This window comes from Sphingopyxis sp. (assembly GCF_965227415.1).
Taxonomy (GTDB): Bacteria; Pseudomonadota; Alphaproteobacteria; order Sphingomonadales; family Sphingomonadaceae; genus Sphingopyxis.
The window spans coordinates 3,803,536-3,828,916 of record NZ_OZ245749.1 but is presented as its reverse complement, the minus strand read 5'-3'; the positions used below and the strand labels follow the sequence as shown (position 1 = coordinate 3,828,916).

At 64.3% G+C, this 25,381-nt stretch carries 24 protein-coding genes, 1 tRNA gene, 2 pseudogenes and 2 riboswitches; of the genes and pseudogenes, 9 read left to right on the top strand and 18 right to left on the bottom strand.

Annotated features, from left to right (window positions below; translation table 11 throughout):
- Positions 1-52 precede the first annotated feature (52 nt).
- The 3 genes from ACO055_RS18640 (at position 53) to ACO055_RS18630 (ending at position 2,710) form a co-directional block, all read left to right on the top strand.
- Positions 53-1,285: a sensor histidine kinase gene (locus ACO055_RS18640; protein WP_422060335.1), complete on the top strand. Its 1,233-nt coding sequence runs from the start codon at positions 53-55 to the stop codon at positions 1,283-1,285.
- Between the two features lie 157 nt (positions 1,286-1,442).
- Positions 1,443-1,898 carry a DUF6640 family protein gene (locus tag ACO055_RS18635; protein WP_422060334.1) on the top strand — a complete coding sequence of 152 codons (456 nt, stop codon included), beginning with the start codon at positions 1,443-1,445 and terminating at the stop codon, positions 1,896-1,898.
- Positions 1,899-2,095: 197 nt separating this feature from the next.
- Complete coding sequence (locus tag ACO055_RS18630) at positions 2,096-2,710, top strand: Pr6Pr family membrane protein (protein WP_422060333.1); 615 nt, start codon at positions 2,096-2,098, stop codon at positions 2,708-2,710.
- 103 nt (positions 2,711-2,813) lie between these two features.
- Here ACO055_RS18630 and ACO055_RS18625 read toward each other — a convergent pair whose 3' ends face one another.
- Positions 2,814-3,071: a YciI family protein gene (locus tag ACO055_RS18625; RefSeq protein WP_422060332.1), complete on the bottom strand. Its 258-nt coding sequence runs from the start codon at positions 3,069-3,071 to the stop codon at positions 2,814-2,816.
- Positions 3,072-3,384: 313 nt separating this feature from the next.
- Between ACO055_RS18625 and ACO055_RS18620 the strand changes: the two genes are divergently transcribed.
- The 3 genes and pseudogenes from ACO055_RS18620 (at position 3,385) to ACO055_RS18610 (ending at position 5,110) form a co-directional block, all read left to right on the top strand.
- Complete coding sequence (locus ACO055_RS18620; RefSeq protein ID WP_422060331.1) at positions 3,385-4,038, top strand: SDR family NAD(P)-dependent oxidoreductase; 654 nt, start codon at positions 3,385-3,387, stop codon at positions 4,036-4,038.
- Positions 3,965-4,315: pseudogene (locus ACO055_RS18615) on the top strand (LysR substrate-binding domain-containing protein); the annotation flags it as partial. The gene ACO055_RS18620 and the pseudogene ACO055_RS18615, both read left to right, overlap by 74 nt.
- 456 nt (positions 4,316-4,771) lie before the next feature.
- Entirely contained in the window at positions 4,772-5,110 is a 339-nt protein-coding gene (locus ACO055_RS18610) for a hypothetical protein (RefSeq protein WP_422060330.1), read from the top strand.
- 691 nt (positions 5,111-5,801) lie between these two features.
- On the opposite strand, the pseudogene ACO055_RS18605 reads toward ACO055_RS18610, so the two are convergent.
- Together ACO055_RS18605 and ACO055_RS18600 are read right to left on the bottom strand one after the other, a co-directional pair.
- Positions 5,802-6,128: pseudogene (locus ACO055_RS18605) on the bottom strand (ATP-binding protein); the annotation flags it as partial.
- 932 nt (positions 6,129-7,060) lie between these two features.
- A tRNA-Trp gene (locus ACO055_RS18600) sits at positions 7,061-7,136 on the bottom strand.
- 92 nt (positions 7,137-7,228) lie between these two features.
- On the opposite strand from ACO055_RS18600, the gene ACO055_RS18595 reads away from it, so the two are divergent.
- The 3 genes from ACO055_RS18595 to ACO055_RS18585 all read left to right on the top strand — a co-directional run bounded on the left by ACO055_RS18595 (position 7,229) and on the right by ACO055_RS18585 (position 9,377).
- Positions 7,229-8,164: a DMT family transporter gene (locus ACO055_RS18595; RefSeq protein WP_422060329.1), complete on the top strand. Its 936-nt coding sequence runs from the start codon at positions 7,229-7,231 to the stop codon at positions 8,162-8,164.
- Positions 8,161-8,790: a glutathione S-transferase family protein gene (locus tag ACO055_RS18590; protein WP_422060328.1), complete on the top strand. Its 630-nt coding sequence runs from the start codon at positions 8,161-8,163 to the stop codon at positions 8,788-8,790. The genes ACO055_RS18595 and ACO055_RS18590 overlap by 4 nt, the downstream gene beginning before the upstream one ends.
- A 344-nt stretch (positions 8,791-9,134) precedes the next feature.
- Positions 9,135-9,377 (top strand): hypothetical protein, encoded by a 243-nt coding sequence (locus tag ACO055_RS18585; RefSeq protein WP_422060327.1) that lies wholly within the window; start codon positions 9,135-9,137, stop codon positions 9,375-9,377.
- Positions 9,378-9,711: 334 nt separating this feature from the next.
- On the opposite strand, the gene ACO055_RS18580 is transcribed toward ACO055_RS18585, so the two are convergent.
- The 15 genes from ACO055_RS18580 to ftsZ form a co-directional block, all read right to left on the bottom strand.
- Positions 9,712-11,271: a fatty acid--CoA ligase gene (locus ACO055_RS18580; RefSeq protein WP_422060325.1), complete on the bottom strand. Its 1,560-nt coding sequence runs from the start codon at positions 11,269-11,271 to the stop codon at positions 9,712-9,714.
- Between the two features lie 103 nt (positions 11,272-11,374).
- Positions 11,375-12,007, bottom strand: a complete 633-nt coding sequence (locus ACO055_RS18575; RefSeq protein ID WP_422060324.1) for a DUF938 domain-containing protein — start codon at positions 12,005-12,007, stop codon at positions 11,375-11,377.
- The gene (locus ACO055_RS18570; RefSeq protein ID WP_422060323.1) at positions 12,004-12,513 is read right to left on the bottom strand and encodes a hypothetical protein; all 510 of its coding nucleotides are present in this window, start codon (positions 12,511-12,513) and stop codon (positions 12,004-12,006) included. The genes ACO055_RS18575 and ACO055_RS18570 overlap by 4 nt, the downstream gene beginning before the upstream one ends.
- A gap of 7 nt (positions 12,514-12,520) precedes the next feature.
- Positions 12,521-12,970 carry an ABA4-like family protein gene (locus tag ACO055_RS18565; protein ID WP_422060322.1) on the bottom strand — a complete coding sequence of 150 codons (450 nt, stop codon included), beginning with the start codon at positions 12,968-12,970 and terminating at the stop codon, positions 12,521-12,523.
- Between the two features lie 15 nt (positions 12,971-12,985).
- Positions 12,986-13,333, bottom strand: coding sequence for a hypothetical protein (locus ACO055_RS18560; RefSeq protein WP_422060321.1), 348 nt, complete (start codon positions 13,331-13,333; stop codon positions 12,986-12,988).
- 19 nt (positions 13,334-13,352) lie between these two features.
- Positions 13,353-14,279: a hypothetical protein gene (locus tag ACO055_RS18555; protein ID WP_422060320.1), complete on the bottom strand. Its 927-nt coding sequence runs from the start codon at positions 14,277-14,279 to the stop codon at positions 13,353-13,355.
- A gap of 51 nt (positions 14,280-14,330) precedes the next feature.
- Positions 14,331-15,887 carry an aminomethyl-transferring glycine dehydrogenase subunit GcvPB gene (gene gcvPB, locus ACO055_RS18550; RefSeq protein WP_422062496.1) on the bottom strand — a complete coding sequence of 519 codons (1,557 nt, stop codon included), beginning with the start codon at positions 15,885-15,887 and terminating at the stop codon, positions 14,331-14,333.
- Between the two features lie 32 nt (positions 15,888-15,919).
- Entirely contained in the window at positions 15,920-17,278 is a 1,359-nt protein-coding gene (gcvPA, locus tag ACO055_RS18545) for an aminomethyl-transferring glycine dehydrogenase subunit GcvPA (protein ID WP_422060319.1), read from the bottom strand.
- A gap of 3 nt (positions 17,279-17,281) precedes the next feature.
- Positions 17,282-18,100: a hypothetical protein gene (locus ACO055_RS18540; protein ID WP_422060318.1), complete on the bottom strand. Its 819-nt coding sequence runs from the start codon at positions 18,098-18,100 to the stop codon at positions 17,282-17,284.
- Between the two features lie 39 nt (positions 18,101-18,139).
- Positions 18,140-18,511 carry a glycine cleavage system protein GcvH gene (gene gcvH, locus ACO055_RS18535; protein WP_422060317.1) on the bottom strand — a complete coding sequence of 124 codons (372 nt, stop codon included), beginning with the start codon at positions 18,509-18,511 and terminating at the stop codon, positions 18,140-18,142.
- Between the two features lie 3 nt (positions 18,512-18,514).
- Entirely contained in the window at positions 18,515-19,648 is a 1,134-nt protein-coding gene (gene gcvT / locus ACO055_RS18530) for a glycine cleavage system aminomethyltransferase GcvT (protein ID WP_422060316.1), read from the bottom strand.
- 53 nt (positions 19,649-19,701) lie between these two features.
- A riboswitch (glycine riboswitch) is annotated at positions 19,702-19,834 on the bottom strand.
- A riboswitch (glycine riboswitch) is annotated at positions 19,835-19,935 on the bottom strand.
- Between the two features lie 58 nt (positions 19,936-19,993).
- Complete coding sequence (locus ACO055_RS18525) at positions 19,994-20,638, bottom strand: NAD(P)H-binding protein (RefSeq protein WP_422060315.1); 645 nt, start codon at positions 20,636-20,638, stop codon at positions 19,994-19,996.
- Entirely contained in the window at positions 20,631-21,803 is a 1,173-nt protein-coding gene (locus tag ACO055_RS18520; RefSeq protein ID WP_422060314.1) for a deoxyguanosinetriphosphate triphosphohydrolase, read from the bottom strand. The genes ACO055_RS18525 and ACO055_RS18520 overlap by 8 nt, the downstream gene beginning before the upstream one ends.
- Positions 21,800-23,734 (bottom strand): SPOR domain-containing protein, encoded by a 1,935-nt coding sequence (locus ACO055_RS18515; protein ID WP_422060312.1) that lies wholly within the window; start codon positions 23,732-23,734, stop codon positions 21,800-21,802. Before ACO055_RS18515 ends, ACO055_RS18520 begins: the two co-directional genes overlap by 4 nt.
- Before the next feature lie 117 nt (positions 23,735-23,851).
- Positions 23,852-25,333 carry a cell division protein FtsZ gene (gene ftsZ, locus ACO055_RS18510; RefSeq protein WP_422060311.1) on the bottom strand — a complete coding sequence of 494 codons (1,482 nt, stop codon included), beginning with the start codon at positions 25,331-25,333 and terminating at the stop codon, positions 23,852-23,854.
- Positions 25,334-25,381: the final 48 nt, after the last annotated feature.

Genomic DNA, 25,381 nt, shown 5'->3' with positions numbered 1-25,381 from the left:
CCGGACCATCCTTTTTCGGCTTTCCGGGCTTGTTCTAGCCGCAATCATTATCATGGGCTTGGTGTCGATCGCGGTCACCTTCTACAGTCCGCCGCCGTTTCGGCCTCCGGTACGAACGAGCGATATCCTCGCCGCTCTCGATGACCCGCACGCCGCCGGCGGACCTATCATACGGGACGTTCGGATCGCGCGCGCACCTGCGCTTCCGCCCGCCCGTACCGACGAATATTGCGATAACTCCACGGCTGCTGCACTCGCGCAGCGCTTGGGTTTAGCCGCAGACGACGTTCGACTGTGCACAGCCGAACCCCTGCATCAGAGCTCGACAACGGCCACCGTTCCTCGCGAACTGCGCGACCATTTCTCGCTGGCGGTGCGTCGCGACGGCGTCTGGCAGATTGCCCGATTACCCCCGCAACCGATCATCACGCGCTGGCACGTCACCACCTTCGGTTGGCTTCTGTTGGCCGGATTGATCCTGTTCAGCGCTTGTCTCTTCATCGTTCGATCCATTACGCGTCCGCTGCGGCAGCTTGCTGCGGACGCGCGGACGGCCGGTATCGATGGCCCTGCTTTCAGGGCCGATCCGGGCGCGCCGGCCGAAGTTTTGCAACTCGGCGCGGCGATCGCCGGCATGCGCCGACGTCAGGCATCGCTCGTCACCAACCGTGCAGAGCTGCTCGTGGGGATCGCGCACGATCTTGGCACGCCGCTGACACGGCTGGCGTTCCGGGTGGAGGCTCTACCCGACGCATCGCGCGAGGCTGCCCAGGCGGACATTGCCGAGATGCAGAAGCTGATCGCTGCCGCGCTTGAATTCGCGCGCGGTCGCGAACGCAGCATCGAACCGGTGGCACTCGACATGCTGCTTGCTGACCGGGCGCAGGTGCTGGACCGCGACGCTGCGCCAATTCGCATTCTCCATGTCGAGCCATCGGTCGTAGTCGCCAACATGGTCGATCTGATGCGAGTGATCGACAACCTGATTATCAACGCCCAGCGCCATGGCGGTAGTGCCGAACTGTCGCTGCGACGCCTCGGTGACACGGCCGTGCTCACGGTTCGCGATCATGGTCCCGGCATCGATCCGTCCGCTGTATCCAGGGTGTTCGATCCACTCTATCGCGGAAATAACGAAAACGCCGACCAACATATCGGCGTGGGAATTGGCCTTGGGCTCGCCATCGTCCAATCGACCGTAGAAAGCCTTGGCGGATCCATAGCGGTCGCCAATCATGCGGCGGGCGGCGCGCTGTTCTCCGTAAAACTTCCGATCGTGGCATAATTCGATATCGGGCAACGGCATCACCGTGAGAAGGTGCGTTCTGGCCCGAAGCAGAAAGGCCGCAATTGGGAGCGAGAGCGCGGCCAACCGACATTCGCGAACAGGCGCATGGCTTGGGAAATGTGGTGCTGATCCGTCAGGTTTTGGCGGAGCCGCGATGTTAGACAACCCCGCCCGACTCTATTACAGTCAGGCGATGACCATGTCCGATCTGGGCCAGGCCCTCATGTCCGTGGCGATCCTGCAATATGCGGTGGGCCCATTAATCGCGGATCTGAATCGCAGCCATGCCGCCAACCCTGCTTGGCCCAGCCACGCGCGATTTCACGTCGTTTCCCAAACGCTCGCGGGGTCGATGATCGGTCTCGCGGCATTATTTTTCCTCTGGTCAGGCCGCGTGGACCTGCCGGTCGGGATATGCATCGCCACGATCCTGAGCCTCGCGGTCCTGGGGAGCTTCTTCATCGCACTGTTCAGCGCGCCAATCTATGGCGGGTCGGGCAATGCGGGATCCGGAATCGCGTTGATCAAAATGGGCAGGATCGACGGCAATGTCGCGAACTTCGGCTTGTCGATGGCCCTCCTTTTGATCGGGCGGTTGCTGGCGGCATAGAGAGAGAAAGCGACAGTTCGCGCTCTCGGTAAACGGTCAACATGGAGCTTCTGGCCGATTGCGGCCAAGCCGCTGTTGGTTATGATTACCGGATAGCGATCCCAGTGGGCAGCGAAGTATCCCTCGCATCAAGTGACGTGAAGGTTTTTGCCGGCTAGGCCGAACCATCGAAATCAAACACTCGGAAAATAGTAGTCATGCGCCCACGCTTCCTTTCCGCCATCATCGCAGCGATCGCTTGGGTCGGTCTGAGCGTGCAGTTCGCCGCGACCTTCGCCAGCCTGGGAAGCGTGGTCGCCACGCTTTGGGCGATGCTGCTCTATTTTACGATCATTGCAAATATTGCCGTTGCGATTGTCTTTACCGCGGCGGCATCGGGCCATGCGAGATTGGCCTCCCCCTTCGTTTTGGCCGGAGTGACAATCACGATGCTGCTGGTCGGCATAGTCTACAACACCCTTCTTCAGGGATTGGTTGAATTGAGCGGCGGCGCGCTGCTCGCAAACCTGCTGAACCATATCGTCACCCCCATCACGGTGAGTCTCTTCTGGCTCTTTATCGCGAAAAAGGGTCACCTCGCTTGGCGAAATCCCTTCCAATGGGCTTTGCTGCCTTTGCTCTATTTTGCCTACGGCATTGCGCGCGGCGAGGCAGAAGGCAAATATCCATATCCTTTCATGAACCTCGCCCGGCTCGGCTGGTCTCAGACGCTATTCAACGCCCTGGCCCTGGCGATCTGCTTTCTGGCCGTCGGCTTCGGCATGGTGTGGCTGGACCGACTGTTCGCCCGAAAAGTTTCGGCACCGGATTGACGCTGCTTCCGGCAAACCCGCGATCGACCAATAACGGCCATTGCATTCCCGGCCGGTGCGAATGGCGGCCAACGATCCGAAGCCTGACTGCCTGACGGCGAATTCATTCGCCCTGCAGCTGGCCGGGCATGCTTGACCGAGCATTGAAGACGCCGAAAATTGGATCCCACTCGTTCACGGTCATGTTATCGATCAGTCCCTGCTCGGCAAAAGGGTCGGTCGCGATCAGCGCGTCGAGCGCTGGCCGGTCCGGCGCGCTCAGAATCAGCATGGCCGGTCGCACGGTCCTGTCGCTGAATGGTCCGGAAGCAATGAGCGATCCCGCTTTCAACTGAGATTGAAGCCACAGGATATGCGGCATCATATACGCCTTCCAGCCCGCTTCGTCGGGATGCTCGTAGGTTACGACGAATAGTGGCACCGGCATGTCTCCTCGCACGTCACAATGCACAGCGATCGTCGCAAAGGAAAGCGACTGTCCACGTCCCGCCTCATTCCGGCAAGAAGCCGCGTTCCAAGGCGCGCATCGGATGAACCGCAATTCTGCCTCGAGGTCTTCAATTTTCCCACGGCCGCCGCATTGTAAGCCAGCGATTTTATCTATACATCATAGATAGAGGGCTTCGGATGCCCCAATCGGCGCTTCAATAGCGCAGATCGCAAGGAGGAGCTTGATGGCAGGCCGGTTGTCGGGGAAAACCATTCTTCTTTCGGGGGGAACCCGAGGAATGGGGGAGGCCCAGGTTCGCGCGATGGTCGCCGAGGGCGCGCAGGTCGTATTCGGCGGCCGCGACGAAGCGGCAGGCGCTGCAATCGAGGCCGAGTTGGCGGGACGCGCGACCTTTGCCCGGCTCGACGTGACGCAGGCCACGGACTGGAAAGCGGTGGTCGCGCTCGCGGTCGACCGCTTCGGCCAGATCGACGGGTTGGTCAACAACGCGGGCGTCGGTGTGACGCATGCGCTCACCGACATCAGGGACGCGGATTGGTCCGAGGTCATCGCGGTCAACCAGACGGGCGTGTTCCTGGGCATGCGCGAGGGCGCGCGGGCGATGCTGGAGGCCGGGACGCCTGGTTCGATCGTCAATGTCGCATCGCCGGCGGGCACCAAGGCACACGCCAATCTGGTCGCCTATTCGGCAGCCAAGGCTGCGGTGATCGGCATGTCGCGCGCGGCGGCAAAAGAACTCGCGCCGCAGGGCATTCGCCGTCGGCTCCCCTGCCTATTTCGCCGAACGTGGCCGGCCGCAGCTTCCGCGCGACCTGCTCCAGCACCGCTGCCTGCGTGGCCGCTTCGCCGGCGGACGCATGGCAGTGTGGGAGTTTGAGAAGGATGGCGAGATTATCCGCGTCGATCCCGACGGCCCGCTGATCAGCCAGCCGGGGAGCGCGTCCGACCTGCTGATCCAGGCCGCGGTCGGCGGGCTTGGCCTCGTGGGAATTTTCGAGGACTGGATGCGCGCCGAACTGAACAGCGGCGCACTGGAACCGGTGCTGGAGGATTGGTGCCTGCCCTTCGCGGGTCCCTTCCTCTATTACGCCGGTCGCCGCTACCTGCCCGCCCCGCTACGCGCCTTCGTCGATTTCTTGAGACAGCAGCCTTAGTCGATCTCTTATGTGAAGCCGGAAATGGCCGATAGCGGGCTGGTTTCATTTGGCCGCCCCGCTGGCAAAGCGGACACTCGACCGCCGACGTCGGCAAAAACGAGCTGCTTCGCCTCGATGGCTTGATTCGGTCGGTAACGAACGGTCTACTTCGATCGAGCATCGGATATTAAGCGCCCTAGTTGGGCAAGAGAGCGTGTCGTAGCGTCTACGTCTGTGTGACCGTTTGTTCAGATAGTCGGGCAACCGAAAATCAACGAGCGGCCTCGTCGTTTGGGCGGTCGAACACCGATGCTGTTGGGAGCGCTGTCGATCGCGTCGATCACGCGGTTGCCTTCGCGGAATTGACGACACTCGACGAGCGGCTGCCTTAGCGAGTAGAAATATGTTCACAATTCCGATCGCCTTGGAGTAAATGTCCGCCACATAAGATATCTGCAAAAGGGGAGTCGCAGGATGCTTATCGCGTCAATTCTTTTGGCTGCAGCTGCGCCGGCACCTGCCGGCAATGTCGATACGACACGCGCCGCCTTCACTAAATGCCTCCGTGGCCATCTCAAGAAGTCGCTTGAGGCCAAGATGGGTGACGCCGAGTTCGAAATGTCGCTCAAGGCGACCTGCGATACCGAGCGCGAAGCTTTTCGCACCGCGGTCACTGCCGCCAATCGTGCTGGCGGCGATTCAGCCTCGGATGCTGCTGACAACGCCGAGATGCAAATCGAGGACTATGCTGCAAACTTCACCGACAAGTTCAAGGACTATTCGTCGACCAACACTCTGCCCGGTGACGATTGACTTGCGTGATGGGCGCGGCAAAAATCGCAATGTCGCCGCGCCTTGTCGCACTTTCTACCGATCCTCAGCCTTCGAAAACTGGACTATCGCCAGCATTCTGAGCAGCTCGGTCTCCATACTTCGCAGCCTCATTCCAATCTCCAGGTCGCCGTGACCTGTTAAGCGGAGCACGGCGGTCATTACTGGTTCCGAGCGCGCCGCCAACGCCATCAAGTGCAATCCGCTGGGGCTTGATCGGCCCTGCAGCCACGAACGCGCAGCTTTATCGCTGACGCCGGTCCAAAGCATGACTGTTTTCGTGGCTCGGCGACTCGCTCCAAGCTCTTCGCGAAGCGCTACGCCAATTTGGGTCGCTAGCTCCAAATCCGTCAGGATGAAGCGCGAATTCGGAAGTTGACTACCGTTCTTAGGGACCATGCTCCGGCGTCCATGCTGTATAACGCATCCGGGCGAACATTCGCGTCAATGCGCCTGTCGAGGTGGCAATGGTTATAAAGTGGCTCGATTCAGAAGACGTTGTCAAACGGCGTTCAAACGGGACCCCCGATCGGCGTCGAAGAAGGACCCCCTTGCGGATATGATGGGGGTTTGTTGAGGTGAGCCTTGCGCTGCGTGCGGCGGAGGTCGGGCGTAGCCCGACCGGAGGCGCACGCAGCGCAAGATAGATTTTTGAAGGCGGCGAAGGTGGCGGTCAGCTGCGGTTTTTGAAGCGCCAGCTATCGTTGCCCGTCTCGACGATATCGCAGTGGTGGGTGACGCGGTCGAGCAGCGCCGTGGTCATCTTGGGATCGCCGAAGACGGTAGGCCACTCGCCGAACGCGAGGTTCGTGGTGATGATGACGCTGGTGCGCTCATAAAGCTTGCTGATGAGGTGGAACAGCAACTGCCCTCCCGAGCGTGCGAACGGCAGATATCCAAGCTCGTCGAGCACGATCAGGTCGAGCCGCGACAGCTGCGCCGCCAGGGTCCCGCCCTTGCCGATCCGGGTCTCCTCTTCGAGGCGTGTCACCAGGCGGATGGAATGGCCTAAAGGGCGTCGCGGTGAAACGACGCCCTCCCATCAGGACAACCCAGACAGATATGCGAGAACCATCAGAACCAGCACAACGGGAATCGTGATCCCGAAGTCCAGGCGGAAGGTCTCTCCGCAGGGCTGGCTAGTCGCGATGGCGAAGTTCAGCTTCATAAGCTTGCTCCACTTATCGTGCACGGATCTCTTGATGAGCCGAATACCGCGCATAAGACCAGCAGCGAAGGCAGTTCCCGTTTAGAAGCAGTCCGGACGTTGCCTTCACACGCTTTCGACTGCGACTTCATTTCGTAATGAAATCAGGAGGTGTGACAAGCGGTATATTCTGGCGCGCCGGCGAAATCCGAATTTTTGGCGGAAAACTTGGGTTGGCGGACACCACTTTAGGGACAAGCCTTCGCGACGTTGATAGATCCGAACGAATGGCGGGAGGGCGCCATCGTCATAGAGGAAAACATCCGCTATCAGGTGACGGCATCGGACCATAGGAAGGACCGATCTCGGGCGCATTGCTGTCACTTCGTCCCGACAGCCGCGAACGGCAGGTTCCAGGTAGTAGTTTTGCTCCCGGCTATGACTGGGATCAGGCGCAAAGCCGCCTTTCGAGACTTCAAATTACCGCTCAGGACTCGAACCTGTGCCACGGATTTGAACGGTGTCCGACAACCGATCTCGTTAAGTCATTCTAACATTTGACGATTCGAATTCAGGACATTTTGGGAATTGTTGGTAAGCGTCGACAAACTTCAGCCTGATACCAACAATCGTACCAACAAATTGCTCGAACTGGGCTCAAATTGAAAGATCCGCGTGAGACGCCCCGGGACGATTTGGGATCGTTTAATCCAACGCTTTTCAGCCAATTTTTCGCTGCTAGAGGTGGGACGCTGTGGGACGTCAAGGGACGTTCTGGGCCGGCCTGGCAGGGGCAGTAGGACTCGAACCTACGACCCTCGGTTTTGGAGACCGATGCTCTACCAACTGAGCTATACCCCTAGGCCGGAGTGCGCCAGTAGCCGGATTGGGGGAGCGGAGCAAGGGGGATGACGGCTTGCCTATCAAGGCGTGGCTGATATGCGCAAAGACGCATGACCGCTGCCTCAACCTCCGGCCCGCCACAGCATTATCTCGGCGGCATCGCGCTGCGCCTGCTCGCGATGGCGAGCCTGTCGTTCATGTTTGTCCTCGTCAAATATATCGACCAGGCCGGCATCCACCTCGCCGAGAGTCTGTTCTGGCGGCAGGCGCTCGTTCTGCCCTTCCTGCTCGTCTGGATTCGCGCGACGACCGGCGGCTTCGTATCGCTGAAGACACAGCGCATCGGCGCGCACGCGCGGCGCGCGATGATGGGCCTGACCGGCATGGCGTGCAATTTTGGCGGCATGATCTTCCTGCCGATGGCAGAGGCGACGACGATCAACCTGTCGGTGCCGATCTTCGCCGTGATCTTTGCCGCCATCCTGCTGGGCGAGCGAACGGGCTGGCAGCGATGGGGCGCGGTGATCGTCGGGTTCATCGGCGTCCTCGTCGTCCTCAATCCGGGGGCGAGTTTTGCCGCAGGCTTCGGCGGCGAGCATGGCATGGGGACAGTGATTGCGCTCGCGGGCGCGGTCATGACCGCGCTGATCACCATCGCTGTGCGCGATCTTGGCCGCACCGAGCCTGCCGCAACGATCGTCTTCTGGTTCAGCCTGCTCTCGATGATCCCGCTCGGGATCGCCTTGCCCTTTGTCTATACGCCGCACAGCCTGCACGAATGGCTGCTCCTGGTCGGCCTCGGCTTTTCGGGGGCGGTGGTGCAGATGTCGCTGACTGGCGCGCTGCGCCTCGCGCCCGTCGCGGTGGTGATCCCGATGGATTATTCCGCCCTTCTCTGGTCGATCGCGTGCGGCTGGTGGTTCTTCGGCACTTTTCCCGCCGACACGACCTGGATCGGCGCGCCGCTGATCGTCGCGAGCGGGCTGTTCATCGCCTGGCGCGAGCATCGCCGCCATATCGACCGTCCAAAGGAAGTCGCCGCATGACCCAAAATGACTCCAGACCGATCCTCTATCACTGCGCCGATGCCCGGTCCCTGCGCTGTCTGTGGGCGGTCGAGGAAGCCGGGATCGACGTCGACCTGCGCTTGCTGAAATTTCCCCCGCGCGCGTTCGAGCCCGACTATCGTGCGGTGAACCCGTTGATGACGATCCCCGGCTGGGTCGAGGACGGGCGGCTGATGACCGAGTCCGCGGCCATCTGCGAACGCATCGCCGAGGGCACCCCGCTTGAGGTGCGCCGCGACGAGGGCGATTATTGGGATGCACGCAACTGGCTCCACCGCAGCGACGCAACGCTGACCTTTCCGCTCGCGATCATGATCCGCTACACACGCGTCGAGCCCGAAGAGCGGCGGCTCGCGCAAGCGGTGGCCGATTACAAAGCCTTCTTCGGCGGCCGCGCGAAGAGCATCGAGGCGGCGCTGGGCGATGGTCGCGAATGGCTGGTCGCCGGACGCTTCACGATCGCCGATATCGTGATCGGCTATGCCGCGTTTCTCGCAACGACGCTGGGCGCAAGCGATGTGCTCGGCCAGAAGACGCTGGCGTGGCTGGAGCGCTGCATGGCGCGCGACGGATTCCAGCGCGCGCGGGCGCGGCAGAAAATTTAGCCGCATTGGCCGCTTCGGGGTGGGAAGCCGCCGTTTTCTTGCCCCAAAGTTCAGGAAAGTTCAGCCCTACGCCATATTCCTGATCCGGTTCTGCCGCGGGCCGGACGCACGAGGTCGTGGCCGCTCTGGCAAACCGGGCGGCAACCGCTTTTTATACACCCAGGGAAAGAGCCGGGATCGACGCTGGCATAGCCGCATATTGTAGGAAAGGCTTTTTTTGCGTCGGCTTTGGGGTGGGAAACGGCCGCTCACGCCCTTCGTCATCCCGCGAGAGCGTGAAGCTGGCGGCCCAGCGTGTTCCCCGGCGAAGGCCGGGGTCCAGGGCGTTCGAGAGCCGATGTTGCGTGAATACGCTCTGGACCCCGGCCTTCGCCGGGGAACACATCAAGATCGTCCGCAATGGGTCGTTTGCCCTCCGTCATGCTGAACTTGTTTCAGCATCCATGGCCCGACCTCTCCTTTCGCGCCGTGCCCAAGGAAACGGCAGCCCATGGATCCTGAAACAAGTTCAGGATGACGAGGCTATAAATGTCGCGTTCTGGTCGAAAGCGGGCATCGCTCCCTTCGTCATTCCGGCGAAAGCGTGAAGCTGGCGACCCGTCGTGTTCCCCGGCGAAGGCCGGGGTCCAGGGCGTTCGAGAGCCGATGTTGCGTGAATACGCTCTGGACCCCGGCCTTCGCCGGGGAACACATCAAGATCGTCCGCAATGGGTCGTTTGCCCTCCGTCATGCTGAACTTGTTTCAGCATCCATGGCCCGACCTCTCCTTTCGTGCCGCGCCGAAGGAAGCGGCAACTCATGGATCCCGGATCAAGCCTGTCCTGAGCCTGTCGATGGGTCCGGGGTGACGAGGAATGAGAGGTTCCTCCCTGTGGCGAAGCCATTGGGAGGATTAGAGCAGCACCCGGTCGAAAGCCCCGCTCAATTCACCATCCGCTCATAGCCCGCCCAATAGGGCGCGCGCAGGTCCTTGCGCAAAATCTTGCCGCTGGCGTTGCGCGGCAGCGCTTCGATCACGTCGACGCTGCGCGGCGCCTTGAAGGCGGCGATGCGATCGCGCGTCCAGGCGATGATATCGGCCTCATCGACGGTCATGCCGGGCTTGGGCACGCACACGGCCTTCACCGTCTCGCCCCATTTCGCGTCGGGGATGCCGATCACCGCGACTTCCTGCACCGCGGGATGGCCGAAGATCGCGCTTTCGACCTCGGCCGGATAGATATTCTCGCCGCCCGAGATGATCATGTCCTTCATCCGGTCGTGAATGAACAGATAGCCGTCTTCGTCGAGATAGCCCGCATCGCCGGTGTGGATCCACCCGTCGGCGGTCATCGTCTTTGCGGTGGCGTCGGGCAGGTTCCAGTAACCGACCATATTGTTCGACGAGCGCGTGACGACCTCGCCGACTTCGCCGACCCCGACCTGTTTGCCGTCGGGACCGAGGATGTGGATTTCGACGCCGGGCAGCGGCTTGCCGGCCGAGCGCATCCGCGCATTGCCTTCGGGGTCGTGATCCTCGGGCGGCAGCATGCAGATCGTGCCCGTCGTCTCGGTCATCCCGTACGCCTGGATGAACTGCGCGCCGAACATCTTGATGCACTGGCGCAGCAGCTCGAGCGGGATCGGCGCAGCGCCATAGAGGATATATTTGAGCCGGCTGTAATCGACGCTGGCACAGCGCGGGTGCATCAACAGCATCTGGAGCGCCGCGGGGACAATGAAGAAGCGCGTGACGCCGTGCTGCTCGACCGCGTCGAACACGCCGTCGGGATTGAACTCGGCCAGGATGACGCCCGGAAGCCCGGCGGCGAGCGCCATGATGCCGAGCCCGGTGCCGCCGATATGCGCGCACGGCATCGCGACGAGCACGGCCTCGTCATCTTCCCACTTGGTATAGGGCATGTCGGCTTCGTTCGAATTCTTGCGAAGGCCGAACAGGTTGCGGTTCGACAGCACCGCCCCCTTGGGGTTGCCGGTGGTGCCCGATGTATAAAGCTGAAGCACCGCATCGTCTGCGCCCGCCGGGTCGAAAGCCGCCCGCGCGGTCGTGTCGATCATCGCGCGCGCTTCGTCGGCACCGATGATCCGCGGCGCATGGTCGAGCTTGTCCGCGAGCTGCTGCGGCACCGCTTCGAAGCCGGGGCCCGTGAAGATGATCTTCGCCTTCGTATCATTGACGACATAGGCCCATTCGGCGGGCGACAGGCGCCAGCCGATCGGCGCCATCACGATACCGGCGCGCGCCGCGCCATAGAAGAGCGTGAAATACAGATCGCTGTTCTTGCCGATCCACGCGACGCGGTCGCCCTTTTTCAGGCCTGCCGCGAACAACGCGCTGGCCACGCGCGCGGTGCGTTCTTCAAGGTCGCCATAGGTGAACACCCGGTCGTCCTCGCGTATCGCGACGCGATCGGGGCGCTCTTTGGCCCAATGCGTGACGAATTCGTCGAAACTCAAAAGATCCGAAACATCGGCGGCCATCGCATCACTCTCCTCGAATCGCGTCTTTCTGCGCGTTTCGGCAAGGCTAGCGGCTGCTTTGGCCACGTAAAGCCGCGAATGGCGAACCTGCCACGTCTGACAGTCAGCTTTTGCGGAAGAGGAGCATCAGATTGTTCGCCGGCATCGTGCGGCGTTCGGCAAAGCCAAAGCCTGCTTCGGCCGCGGCGCTCGCGACAAGACCGAGGTCGCGCAGTCCCCATTCGGGATCGCGCGCGCGCAGGCCGGCATCAAAGGCCCGATTGCTCTCGGCCGTCGCGACACCGGGCTCAAGATAGGGTCCATAAAGGATCAACGGCGCCCCCGTTGGCAGGACATGCGCAGCCCCGGCAAACAGCCCAGCCGTCGCCGCCCAGGGGCTGATATGGACCATGTTGACGCAGAGGATCGCGTCGGCCCGGTCAACCGGCCAGTCAGCCGCTGCCGCATCGAGCCGCAGCGGCGGCGCAATATTCGCCAGGTCCGCTTCCGCGCTCCACGCCGCGATCGAAGTCAGCGCGTCGCGGTCGGGATCGCTCGGCTGCCAGCCGAGATGCCGAAAGACGGCGGCGAAATGGACGATATGCTCGCCCGACCCGCTCGCCACTTCGAGCACCATTCCCGACGCCGGCAACCAGTCCGCCAGTACCGCGGCAATGGCTTCGCGATTGCGCTGCGTCGCCGGCGCGTAGCGCTTTGCCTCCGCGCCGCCGTCACCCGGCGTCCACGGCTCGGTCACGAGCGCCGCGCGCGCGCTTCGGCGAGCATCCGCCGCGCCCGGATGAAGATCTCGACCCGCTGGAAGGTGATGAAGCCGAGCGCGAAGGCCATCAGGATATCGGTCGCCGCCATCAGACCGGAGGGACCCGGCCCCGCCATCTGTACCGCCATCGCGCGCGAACCGATGCGGACGACGATCAGCGCGACGATGAAGATCAGCGCCGCGGGCGATACGGTCTGGCTGAGTTCGTGCGTTTCGGGATCGACCGCGACGCGCATCAGCTTGCCGCGCCACCAGCCAAGACCGCCGCCGATCCCGAGCGCAAGGGCACACCACAGCCAGACCGCTCCGTGCGGCGGCACGCTCCAGAAGACGAAGCCGACGATCGCCGCGTAGAAGGCCGGCAAGATCCACAGCCGCTCGAGCCTGAGCCGCCGCGCCTTGCCGACCGAGCGCAGGCGGAAGAACAGCACGACCAGAATGACCATGCCGGGGATCGCATATTGGGCGGTTGTCGCGCTCATTCGGGCCTCACTTTGCCTTGGCTTGCGCGCGCGCGCGGCGCTCGCGGACGAGCAGCCACAGGAACAGGCCGACCGGTCCGGCCATCAGGGTCAGAAACAGGAAGGGGACTTGCGCGATACGGCTGAATCCCTTGTTGTCGGCATCGCGCGCGATCCACATGCCGGTGAACAGGTCGAACGCCAGATAATGCACCCACCCGAGCACCGCCCCGCCCGGCGCATCGAACAGCTTCATGACGCCGGCGAGCGACGAGAAGTCACCGCCGCCCTGCCCGCCCGGGTCGATCCCGCCCGTCAGGAAGCCGGTGATCAGGACGACATAGACAAGGCAGAGCAGCAGCACACCGGCATACATGACGATCGACAGGATGCGCGGACTGCGCGGCGCAAACGCGAGCAGCAGCCAGCCGGCCATCGCCCAGTAATTGGCCAGCAGATAGATGCTATTCCAACCCATATACGCCCCCTTGTCCTAAATAAGCCCGCCGAGCCCGAAGAGCAGGATGCCGCCAAACAGGGCGAGCAGGCCCGTCGCCAGGATCAGCAAGGTCATCCGCGCGGCCGGCACATGCCGTGCCGCGCAGAAAGCCGATGCCAGCCCCACGCCGAACGCGATCAGCGGCGCATAAAGAAAGGCCCAGTCGTAACCGAACTCACGGCGGACACGGACCATTTCCCACTGCTCGACGACGAGGCCGTAAAAGGTGATCGCGGCAAGCCAGATCGCGATGAACACGACCGCAAACAGCGCGCCGCCTGCCAGGCAACCGGCGCCGCGCCGGCCGGGAGTATCGGGCACCGGATCGGGAAGCGGCGTCAACGCCAATCGAAAACCCCCTTCATTCGGCAATATACCGCCACGGACTTGCCGGACTATCACGATGCCAGATCGTAAAAAAGGGCGATGCTGGCAGCGGTGCCTCGGCGGCCAGCCCCGGCGGGCGCTGCTTGGCGTGGATGCGGCCGAAACTGACGCCCAGATCGCCCGACGGCGCGATCAGTCCGAATTCGGGACCCCAGTCGATCGACTGACCGGGCTGCGGTTCGGGGTCGAAACCCGCCGCGATCGCGGCGGCTCCTTCGGTATAGGCAGCGCTCGCACCCATGTTGATCGCATCGGCATGGCCATATTCGGCGAACGCCGGACCGACACCGACGATTTGCGCTTTGGCGGCAAAGGCGCGTTCGGCGGCGAGCAGCCTGTCGAGCGCGCCCGCCGAATCCTGTCGGCGCCATGCCGCCACGTCGGGCAAGCCGATCGCACGAAAGCCGGTCTCGACCGCGCCTTCGGGCCGCGGCGCGCGCTTGTAGGCGAGCGCGCGCCAGCCGCTCTTCGTCCGCGCCCAATAGGCGATATATTTGCCCGGCTGCTTCGTGCCGTCGGCTTGCGTCACCATGATATAGCCGGCGGTGAAGCCTTGCCGTCCGTCGGCCGAAATGCCGCCGCGCACCGGATACCAGTCGGCCCGCGCGGTCGCCGCCGCGGGATTGGCCGCCAGATAAGCGACGATCTCGTCGCGCGAGCGCAGGAACGGCTTGTCACCGCGCGCAGGCATCACCGCGTCGGCCGCGAGCATCGCACCGATCGCGTCGGGAAGCGGACGCTCGCGCCCCGCTTTGGCGAACGCCCTGTCGGCCTCCACCAGTTCGTCCAGACTGGCCGAGGGGCTGGCGGCGGCAACGATCGCCTGTGCCTCCGGCGCGGCGGCGTGCACGGGCAACGCCATTGCCGCGGCCGCGATCGACCAGAACAGAACAGGCGACATATCAGGCTCCTCCCATAACTTCGCCGAAGCGGCGAAGGGATGATAAGCCCGTCAGCTGCCTCCGATTTCGCTTGCGACCGGCACATCCGGCGCAACCGCAGGTTCGGACCAGGTCAGCACCGGGTTACGCGCTGCCATGGTCTCGTCGAGGCGCGCGCGCGGCGCGAAATGCGGCGCCGATTTCAACGCCGGATCGCCCTGTTGCGCCCGCAAAGCGATGCTGCGCAGCGCCCCGATGAACTGGTCTAGCACGGCCTTCGACTCGGTCTCGGTCGGTTCGACCAACATCGCGCCATGGACGACGAGCGGGAAATAGACCGTCATCGGATGAAAGCCCTCGTCGATCAGCCCCTTGGCGACGTCGAGCGTCGAGAAGCCTTCGGCGAGGCCCTTGTCGCTGAACAGCGCCTCGTGCATGCACGGACCCGACGGACCAAAGGGCGCGTCGAGCACGTCGTCCAGGCTGCGCAGGATATAATTGGCGTTGAGCACCGCATCCTCGGCAACCTGCTTCAGTCCATCGGCGCCGTGGCTGAGGATATAGGTCAGCGCGCGGGTGAACATGCCCATCTGGCCATGGAAAGCGGTCATGCGGCCAAAGGTCTGCGGATGGTCCTCGCCCGCGCTTTCTTCCTCGATCAGGCGAAAACCCTCGGCATGCTTCGTCACGAACGGCAGCGGCGCGAAAGGAGCGAGCGCTTCGGACAGCACGACCGGACCCGAACCGGGGCCGCCGCCGCCGTGCGGGGTGGAGAAGGTCTTGTGAAGGTTGATGTGCATCGCATCGACCCCCAGGTCGCCGGGACGCACGCGGCCGACAATGGCGTTGAAGTTCGCGCCGTCGCAATAGACATAGCCGCCCGCCACATGCACCGCGTCCGAGATCGCTTTCATGTCGCGCTCGAACAATCCGCAGGTGTTGGGGTTGGTGATCATAACGCCCGCCACATCGGGGCCGAGGCGTGCTTTCAGTGCCGCAAGATCGACGCGGCCTTCGGCAGTCGCGGGAATATCCTCGACGCTGAAACCAGCGAAGGCTGCGGTCGCGGGGTTGGTGCCGTGCGCGCTTTCGGGAACGAGCAGCACGCGCCGGTTCTCGCCGCGCGCTTCGAGCGCCGCCTTGATGCAGAGGATGCCGCACAATTCGCCATGCGCGCCGGCCTTGGGCGACATCGCGACGCTGTGCATGCCGGTGAGCGTGACGAGCCATTCGGCCAGCTCGTGCACCACCGCATAGGCGCCCTGGACGGTTTCCTGCGGCTGGAGCGGATGCGCGTCGGCAAAGCCGGGCATCCGCGCGACCTTTTCGTTGAGGCGCGGGTTGTGCTTCATCGTGCAGCTGCCCAGCGGGAACAGCCCGAGGTCGATCGCGTAATTCTGGCGCGACAGGCGGGTGTAATGGCGCACCGTCTCGGATTCGCTCAGCCCCGGCAGGCCGATGGGCGCCGAACGCGCGAGCGCGCCGAGGTCGGCAGCAGGCGCGGCCTCGTCGAAATCGACGCCGGTGGTCGCGGTCCCGCCGATTTCAAAGATCAACGGTTCCTCCAGCATCAGCGCGCGGTTGCCGGTGAAGGTGACATTGTCGTCGGCGCCGCCGGCGACGTTCATTTCGGGGCGCCAGCCGGCGCGGTTGAGCGCGGTCATGCCAGCACCTCCTTCAACGCGGCAGCAAAGGCGATAATATCCGCCTCGGTGACGGTTTCGGTGACCGCGACCACCAGGCCGTTCGCCAGACCGCCATTGTCGGGATAAAGTCGGCCCAGCGACACGCCGCCCAGAATGTCCTGCTCGGCAAGCTTGTGGATCACCGGCCGCGCCTCGGTCGGCAGCAGCAGCGTGAATTCATTGAAGAAGCTGCTGTTCAGCACCGACACGCCGGGGATCTTCGCCAGTTCGGCCGCCGCCGCTTTGGCGCGGCCATGATTGATCGCGGCCAGCTGGCGAAGGCCCGCCTCGCCCAGCAAGGTCATGTGAATGCTGAATGCCAGTGCACAAAGGCCTGAATTGGTACAGATATTGCTCGTCGCCTTTTCGCGGCGGATATGCTGCTCACGCGTCGAGAGCGTCAGCACGAAGCCGCGCTTGCCATGGGCATCGACCGTTTCACCGCACAGGCGGCCGGGCATCTGGCGGACATATTTGGCCTTGCAGGCGAACAGGCCGACATAAGGCCCGCCGAATTGCAGGCCGACGCCGATCGACTGCCCCTCGCCCACCACAATGTCGGCGCCCATCTCGCCCGGCGCCTTGATCAGGCCGAGCGCGACGGGTTCGGTCACCACTGCGATCAGCAGCGCGCCTGCGGCCTGACAGGCCGCGGCAAGCGCCGTCATGTCGTCGATACGGCCAAGGATGTCGGGATATTGGACGACGACGCAGCTGGTTTCCTTGTCGATGTCGCTGGCGAGCGCGGCCCAATCGGTCCCGGCGTCGAGACTCGGGTCGCCATCGACCAGCACATCGCCGGTGTATTTCGCCATCGTCCGCGCCACGCTGCGATAATGCGGATGAAGGCCGGTCGACAGCAGCGCCTTGCCGCGCTTGGTGATGCGCCGCGCCATGACGATCGCTTCCCAGCACGCCGTCGAGCCGTCGTACATCGACGCATTGGCGACGTCGGTGCCGAGCAGGCGGGCGACCTGACTCTGGAATTCGAACAGCATCTGCAACGTGCCTTGCGCGATTTCGGGCTGGTACGGCGTATAGGCCGTCAGAAACTCTCCACGCTGGATCAGATGGTCGACACTCGACGGCACATGGTGGCGGTAGGCACCGGCGCCGAGGAAGAAAGGCCCGTCGCCGGCAGCGCGATTTTGTCGCGCCAGCGCCGCCATATGACGTTCGACCGCGAGTTCGCTTGCGTGCATCGGCAGGCCCGGGATCGGGCCATCGAGCTGCGCCTCGGCGGGCACATCGACGAACAGGTCGTCGATCGACGATGCGCCGACTGTCGCGAGCATCGCCGTCCGGTCGTCGCTGGTCAGGGGAAGATAACGCATGAACTACTCCGAGGAAGAATCTGGTTTGACAGAGAAAAGTTGCGCGGTTTCGGCAAGCGAGCCCGAAAAGACCGTGGGCCCTGCGTGCGTCGTGCGGACCCATGGCGCGAGCCAGATCCGAAAGCCCGCGTCGCGGACACGCCGACAAAAGGCATAGTCGTCCGAAAGGAGCGCCTGGCTTTCGGCCTCGATCATCGGACAGAAAAAAGCAGCCTCGATTTCGCCGATGCCATGCGTCTGGCGCTCGGCGGGATCGGGACGGAAGACGAGATCGGGCAAAGCGTCGCGCAGCCGTTCCAGCACGTCGCGGCGGATCAGCATCATCGCGGTGCCGAGCCGCGACAGTTCGACAAGTTCGGTCAGCTTGAAGCTCTGGTTCGGGTGGAGAAAATGCAGCGCGAATTCGCCGGCATACCGGGCAAGATCGGCCGGATTGTCCTTGACGAGCCCGGCCTCGACCGCGCGCACAACATTGTGCCAGTTGATCATCCGCCGCGGATAGGCGCTCCCCAGAACGCCGACCTCCGGGTTGGCGTCCATCGCCTTGATCAACGAGAAGATATCGTCGGGCGAGAAATCGATGTCGGCGTCGACGAACAGCATATGCGTGCAGTCGCTTGCCAGGAACATCGCGGCCAGCACGTTGCGCGCGCGCGTGATCGACGGCTGATACAGAATGAACTCGAACCGCACGGGCACGCCCATCGCCTGCGCCCGCAGCGCGAGCGCCAACGCGGCGCGGACATAGGTGCCCTGCGCTCCTTCATAGATGGGCGTTGCCACCATCAGGCGGCAATTGGCGAGTGCGGCGTCGGTGCTCACACGCAGTCTCCCCCCTCGCTTGCGCGAGGGGTCCTGAGGTCAAAGATCGTCGCAGAACGCCTTGTACGCGGCTGCGTTCATCAACGCGTCGAGCTGGCTCTTGTCGGTCAGCGTCATGCGAAAGAACCAGCCTTCGCCCTCCGGGTCGCTGTTCACCAGCGCCGGGTCTTCTTCGAGCTGGCCATTGCCCTCGGTCACGACGCCATCGACCGGCGCATAGACGTCGCTCGCCGCCTTCACCGATTCGACCACCGCCGCATCGCCGCCCTGGCTGAGGTCGGCACCCGTGTCGGGAACCTCGACGAAGACGATGTCGCCAAGCTGGCCCTGCGCGAAATCGGTGATACCGACCGTCGCGACGTCGCCGTCGACGTCGATCCATTCATGTTCTTCGGTATAGTAACGCGGCATCGGTCAGCCTCCCTGTTTACGCACATAGCGGTGTGGAACGAACGGCATCGCGGCAACGGTGCAAGGCACCCGCTTGCCGCGCACTTCGGCAGCGACGGCCGTGCCGGGGACGGCATGGTCGCGCGGAACATAGCCCATGGCGATCGGGGCGCCGACGCTCGGCGCAAAGCCGCCCGACGTCACGCCGCCAATCTCTTCCTCGCCGTCGAACAGCTTCGCGCCCTCGCGCACCGGCAGCTTGCCATCGACGAGCAGGCCGACGCGCTTGCGCGGGCTGCCGTCGGCAAGATGGCCCAGGATGCGCGCTGCACCCGGAAAACCGCCTTCTTCGCGCCGCCGCTTGCTGATCGCGAACGCGAGATCGCCCTCGACAGGATCAATCTCTTCATCAAGGTCGTGGCCATAGAGCGGCAGCCCGGCTTCGAGCCGCAAGCTGTCGCGTGCGCCAAGGCCGATCGGCTTGACCTCGGGCTGCGCACAGAGAGCGTCGGCGAACGCGGCCAGCGCTTCGTTGGGAAGCGAGATTTCGAACCCGTCCTCGCCCGTGTAGCCCGACCGGCTGAGCCCGACCGCATGGCCCTGCCACGTCGCCCGGATCGCCTGCATGAAGACAAGATCCGAAGCCTCGGGGATCAGGCGCGCGAGCGCCGCGACCGCTTTGGGGCCCTGCAACGCGAGCAGGCCATAATCTTCATTGTGGTTGAGCGTGATGTCATCGGGAAGATTCTCGCGCAGATAGCCGATATCTTCCCACTTCACGGCGCCGTTGACGACGATGCCATATTGATCGCCCTCGTTGGTGATCATCAGATCGTCCAGAATGCCGCCATCTTCCGCGAGCAGCAGCGAATAGCGCATGCGGCCGGGCTTCAGCGCCGAGATGTCACCGGGCACCAGCGTTTCGAGCGCCTCGGCAACGCCGTCACCCGAAATCAGCAGCTGTCCCATATGGCTGACGTCGAACAAGCCGGCGCTTTCGCGGACCCACCGGTGCTCGGCCATGATGCCTTCATACTGGATCGGCATCCAGTATCCGGCGAATTCGACCATGCGTCCGCCCTTGGCGCGGTGCCAGGCGTCGAGCGGCAGCGCAGCGGCCGGAACCGCTTCTTCGCCTGTCTGGTCGTTTTCGGTCATGTCAGTCTCCCGTCGTTGGCACGGCCAGACACGGCATCGTGCCGCGCTGTCGCCATGCCCCCTCTGTCACGGGAACCTGAGAGTTTTCCCCCGGCGCATCTCGGAAAAGACGCGGCAGGGTTACCCCTTCGGTGGTTCCGACCCTCTCCCTTGCAGGCGGCCGGAACGCTTTCCAGAGTGTCCGTTCCAGCCCGCGCGGTCCATTTACCTGAGAGTTTCCGGGGCGGTTGCTCCTTCGGTGGTGAGGTGCCGGTTGCCCTGCCCCCACGCTCTCCCGCGCAGCCGGTCGAATCTCTTGCGAAGGTCCGACAGACAGCCGAGCCTTGGCGCTGCGCTTTTGCGGAGTCAATCGGCGAGCGAGCGGATCGCGTCGTTTTCGTGGATTTGCACGCCCGATGCCCCACCGCCGACCAGCTTGACGATCGCTTTGGCGACCGTCTCGGCCGGAATCGATCGATAGCGGCGCAGCGATCCATGGAGCAGCGCATCGGTCAGCGGCGCCGCGACCATCGCCAGTCCCTCGCCCAGCCGCGGCGCTCCCTGGCGGTCGCCCGTCAACAGTCCGGGCCGGAGCAGGTCGAGCCGGTCGAAACCCAGTGCGCGCAGGCCATTCTCGGCCTCGCCCTTGGTCTTGAGATAGAAATTCGCTGCGCTGGAACCGGCGCCGACCGAGCTGACCGAAATCATATGCGCCACGCCCCCGCGCCTGGCGCTTTCGGCAACCGCAAGCACCAGGTCATGGTCGACCGCGCGAAACGCTGCCTGCGATCCCGCCTGACGGATGGTCGTGCCGAGGCAGGAGATCAGCGTCGCCGGCCGTTCGGCAGCGATGATGCCGGCCCAGTCTTCGGGCGGCGCCACGATCAGCTTGTGATGCTTGGGCAGACCGGCAATGTCGCGCCGTGCCAGGACGGTCAGCGGCGCCGCGGCCTGCGCGAGGACCGCCTGGCCGACCATGCCGGTCGCGCCGACGATCAGCGTTTCAGACATGCGCCAGCGCCTCGGGCACGGCATCGCGGCCGAAAATCCCGGCATAACGGTCGATGGCGAAACGGTCGGTCATCCCGGCAATATAGTCACCGATGTGCCGCGCTGTCGCGCATTCTTCGTCCGGCACGCGCGATGACCAGTCCTCGCCCATCAAGTGCGGGGCGTCGGCATAAGCGGCAAACAGCCGCCCGACGACGTCCTTCGCCGCATCGGCAGCCGCGACCTGTTCGGCATGATGATAGAGATTGGCATACATGAAGCGTTTGAGATCGCGTTCCTTTGCCGCGAGGCCCGCCGAAAAGCCGCCGAGCACGCGGCCCGCCGCACGGACCTCTTCGACGCTGCGGACGCCGGCGTCGGCCACATTCGCCTGCGTCGCGGCGATCACGTCGTTGACCATCACGCCGATCTGGTCGCGCACCAGTTCGCGAAGCAGGCGGTCGCGCGGTGCCCCGGGAAAGCGCGCCTCGACGCCACGAAAATTGGCCGCGACGAACGGCTGTTCCATCAACTGGTCAAGACCGAGCAGCCCGGCACGCAGGCCGTCGTCGATGTCGTGATTGTCATAGGCGATGTCGTCGGCAACCGCCGCGATCTGGGCCTCCAGGCTGGCGTGACTGCGAAGATCGAGCGGGAATTCCTGATCGATGTCGGCGAGCGCCCAGCCCGGATGATTGACAGGACCATTGTGCTTGGCGAGGCCTTCGAGCGTCTCCCACGTCAGGTTGATCCCGTCGAACAACGGATAGGGACATTCGAGCCGCGCCAGCGTGCGCAGCGTATGCCCATTATGGTCAAAGCCGCCATGCGCCGTCATGGCGGCCTTTAACGCATCCTCGCCGGCGTGACCAAAGGGCGGATGGCCGATGTCATGCGCAAGACACAGCGCCTCGGTCAGATCCTCGTTGAGTCCGAGCGCGCGCGCAATGCCGCGACCGATCTGCGCAACCTCGATGCTGTGGGTCAGGCGGACACGATAATGATCGCCATCGGGGGCGACGAACACCTGCGTCTTGTGCCGGAGGCGGCGGAACGCGATCGAATGGATGATGCGATCGCGGTCGCGCTGGAATACGTCGCGCGGGCCGCGCACGACGCGGCCCACCTCCTCATGAAAGCGCCCGCGGCTGTGTTCGGGTTTGCTGGCGCAGCCGGCGACGCTCACTTGAACGGATCGACGTCCTGGCCGACCTCGCTGTTGAAAAGAAAGCCGTCGCCGCCCGCCTTCTTGTAACTCGCCAGCCAATCCTGCGCGGCCTTCTTGTCCTTGAACGGACCAACCAGCAGGCGGCGCGTCTTGCCCCATTCGGTCGTCGCGCCGGTCTTGCCCTTGAACACCGCGGGGCTCTTCTTCGCGAATTTTCCGAAATCGCTGGAAAGCGCCTTGGCGTTGGCACCGGTCGCGATCTGAACCCACAGGCGCGCCGGATTGGCTTTCTTTTCAGCGGCTTCGGCCTTGGCCTTTGCGTCGGCTTCGGCCTTCGCCTTGGCAGCGACATCGTCCTTGGCCCGCTTCGCCGCTTCGGCGGCATCGGCACGCTTCTTGTCCTCGCGCAGCTTCGCCAGTGTGTCGGCACCGATCGCACTCTCGGTCTGCGCCAGCTCCTCGGGCGGAATCTCGATCGAACTCGCAATCGCGGCGAGCGAAGCGAGCGGAGCAGCCGGGTCCACCGACGACGCCGAAGCGGCGGCCGTTGGCGGGGGCTCGGCCGCGACGGCGACACCCGCCGGCACATCTTCAACTGGCGCCGGGGTCGCGCTCGGCGCGGACGGTGACCGGCCTAGATCATTGATCGAGAAACCCGGCCCGATCGGTCCTTTCGGCGCATCAACCGCTGCCGCGACAGGCGCCGCGACGGGCGCCGCGACAGGCGGCTCTGAAACCAATTTGGCCGTCGGCGCCGGAACGGCGGGAGCGGGCTCGCGATCGGGTACGCTCGTCGCGCTTGGCGCCGCCTCGCGGAATGGCGACTGCTGGACCGGCGGACCCGACGGCGCGGGGACGCCAGCCGACGGAAACGGATTTTGGGGTGTCGGCCCGGCGCGAACCACGGTCGGCATGGAGCCGTCGGCCGATGGAAAAGGATTCGCGGGCGATGGCAAGGCTGACGAAGGCGCAACGCGCGCGGGGCGCGGCGCTGGCGCGACGGCGGGCTTCGCGACCGTCCGGGTTGGTGCGGGGGCGGGCTTGACCACAGCGGCGGTCGGTTTCGGAGCCGGGGTTGCCGGCGCAGGCTTGCCGCGCTCGCCACGTTTGCCCGTCGGCGCGGGCGCGGGCGGCGGCGTCACCGCAGCAATTTGCACCGGCTTGCGCCTCGGCCCCAGTTCGCCCGACGGAAAACGGCCAAAATGCGCGGCCGCCGCCTGCTGGGCGGGATTGAGCCGATCCATCTGCGTCAGATAGGGAAGGATATTCTGGGCGAGCGCGGGCGGCATCGTCGCATTGACGATTTCGGTCGCCTCGGCATCGCGGCCGTTCATCGCCAGAATCATCGCGCGCAGCCGCCATGCGGCACGGTCCTGCGTGCGCAATTGCGGCGTCAGCAACTGTACCGCGCGATCGGTATCGCCACTGATCCCGAGCGAAAGAGCATAGCGGCGCGTCACTTCGTCGTTCGGTGCAATAGACAGCGCGAGTTGATAATCGCGCTGCGCCGCATCTTGCTGGCCGAGCAGGTCGCGCGCGAGGCCACGATCGGCAAGAAACAGGCGCTCGGACGCACCGAGCAGCTGCGCTTCGCCGAAATAGTCGAGCGCGCGCGTCGGATTTTCCATATGGACCATCGCCGACCCGAGCGCCGCTTTCACGGCGCCGTCGCGCGGATTCGCCTGTTCGGCGCGCGTCAGGAAGCCGATGGCGGCGCGATAATCCTCCAGCTCGACCGACGCGCGTCCGGCATCGAGCAAAGCCGTGCCGTCGTTGTTGTTCGCGGCAAGGCGCCCCAATGCCGACGACAGCAGGGTGCGCGCCGCGGTGCGCTTGTCCATCGCCGCGCGCGTCGCCGCGTCGGGCGTCGCCGCCTGAAACGCGAGCGCCGGCGTGTAAATCCCGGTGGTCAGCAAAAGCGCGCCGAACGCGGCGGCACAGTGCCGCACGCGCCCGTGCCTGGCGGTCAAAAGATTTTGCCGCGTTGGTTTCGATCGCCACAGGGGCAAGTCAATTCATCCCGCTTCCAGCCAGCCTCGCCCGTGCGGCGGCCACTCGATGCCCTGTTACTGGTTGTTCTGCCGACCCAGGAAACGCGGGATATCGACCCCGTCTTCCTTTTCCTCGTCGGCATCGGGAGCGGCCGATCCGCGCGACAGGCGCGACATACGCTCGAACAGCGTCCCGCCACCGATCGAGCGCGACGGCGCTTCTTCGCCAGCGGGAGCCGCATGCGAACCCGCATCGCTGGACGCAGCCGGCGTCGAATCATAGCCGGACGACGCCGCTTCGGGCTCGCTCAGCACCAGTTCGTCGCTGGCCCCCTCGTCGCTTGCCGCAACCGTCGACAGCTCCATCGGTTCTTCGTCGGCAGCGTCGGCTTCTGCCGATGCCTCGGCGTCGGGCGCCGACAACGAGAAGCCCGGCGTCGGGTCGCTATCGGCTTCTTCTGCCGCCGCTTCGACCGGGGTTTCCGCGGCTACCGGTTCGATCACCTCTTCGGCCGCCGGAATGGACGCCGCAGTACGCGCGGGCTGGAACGAGAAGCTGCGCGTAGCAGGCGAAGCCTGCGCCTGTTCGCCCGTGCCGTCGATACCGGTCGCGACGACCGATACGCGGATCTTGCCGTCGAGATTGTCGTTGAAGGCACTGCCCCAGATGATGTTGGCGTCGGGATCGACCAGCTCGCGAATATGGTTCGCGGCTTCGTCGACTTCCATCAGGCGCATGTCCTCGCCGCCGGTGATCGAGATGATGACACCCTTGGCGCCCGCCATCGACACGCCGTCGAGCAGCGGGTTGGCGATCGCCTTTTGCGCCGCTTCAAGCGCGCGGCCATCGCCTTCGGCTTCGCCGGTGCCCATCATCGCCTTGCCCATTTCGCGCATGACGCTGCGCACGTCGGCGAAGTCGAGGTTGATCAGGCCGGGCATGACCATCAGGTCGGTGATGCCGCGAACGCCCTGCTGGAGCACTTCATCCGCCATGGTGAAGGCTTCTTTGAAGGTCGTGTTCGGATTGGCGACCAGGAAAAGATTCTGGTTCGGAATGACGATCAGCGTGTCGACATGGTCCTGCAGCTCGGCAATGCCGGCTTCAGCCGACCGCATGCGGCGGTTGCCCTCGAAGGTGAAGGGCTTGGTCACGACGCCGACGGTCAAAATGCCGCGGTCACGCGCTGCCTTGGCGATGACGGGCGCAGCGCCGGTGCCGGTGCCGCCGCCCATGCCGGCCGCGATGAAGCACATATGCGCGCCATTCAGCGCTTCCTCGACCTGCGCGATGCTTTCCTCGGCGGCCGCGCGGCCAACCTCGGGCCGCGAACCGGCGCCCAGGCCCTGGGTGATCTGCGTCCCCAGCTGGATGCGGCGTTCGGCCGGCGATGCGTTGAGAGCCTGCGCATCGGTATTGGCGACGACGAAGTCGACACCCTCGACGCGCGAGGCGATCATGTTGGCGATCGCATTGCCCCCAGCGCCGCCGACCCCGATCACCGCGATACGCGGCTTCAGTTCATCGACCTGCGGCGGGCCAATATTGATGCTCATCAACTAATCTCCCTGCAGCGGCGGACCAGCGCCGCTTCCCTCACCTTG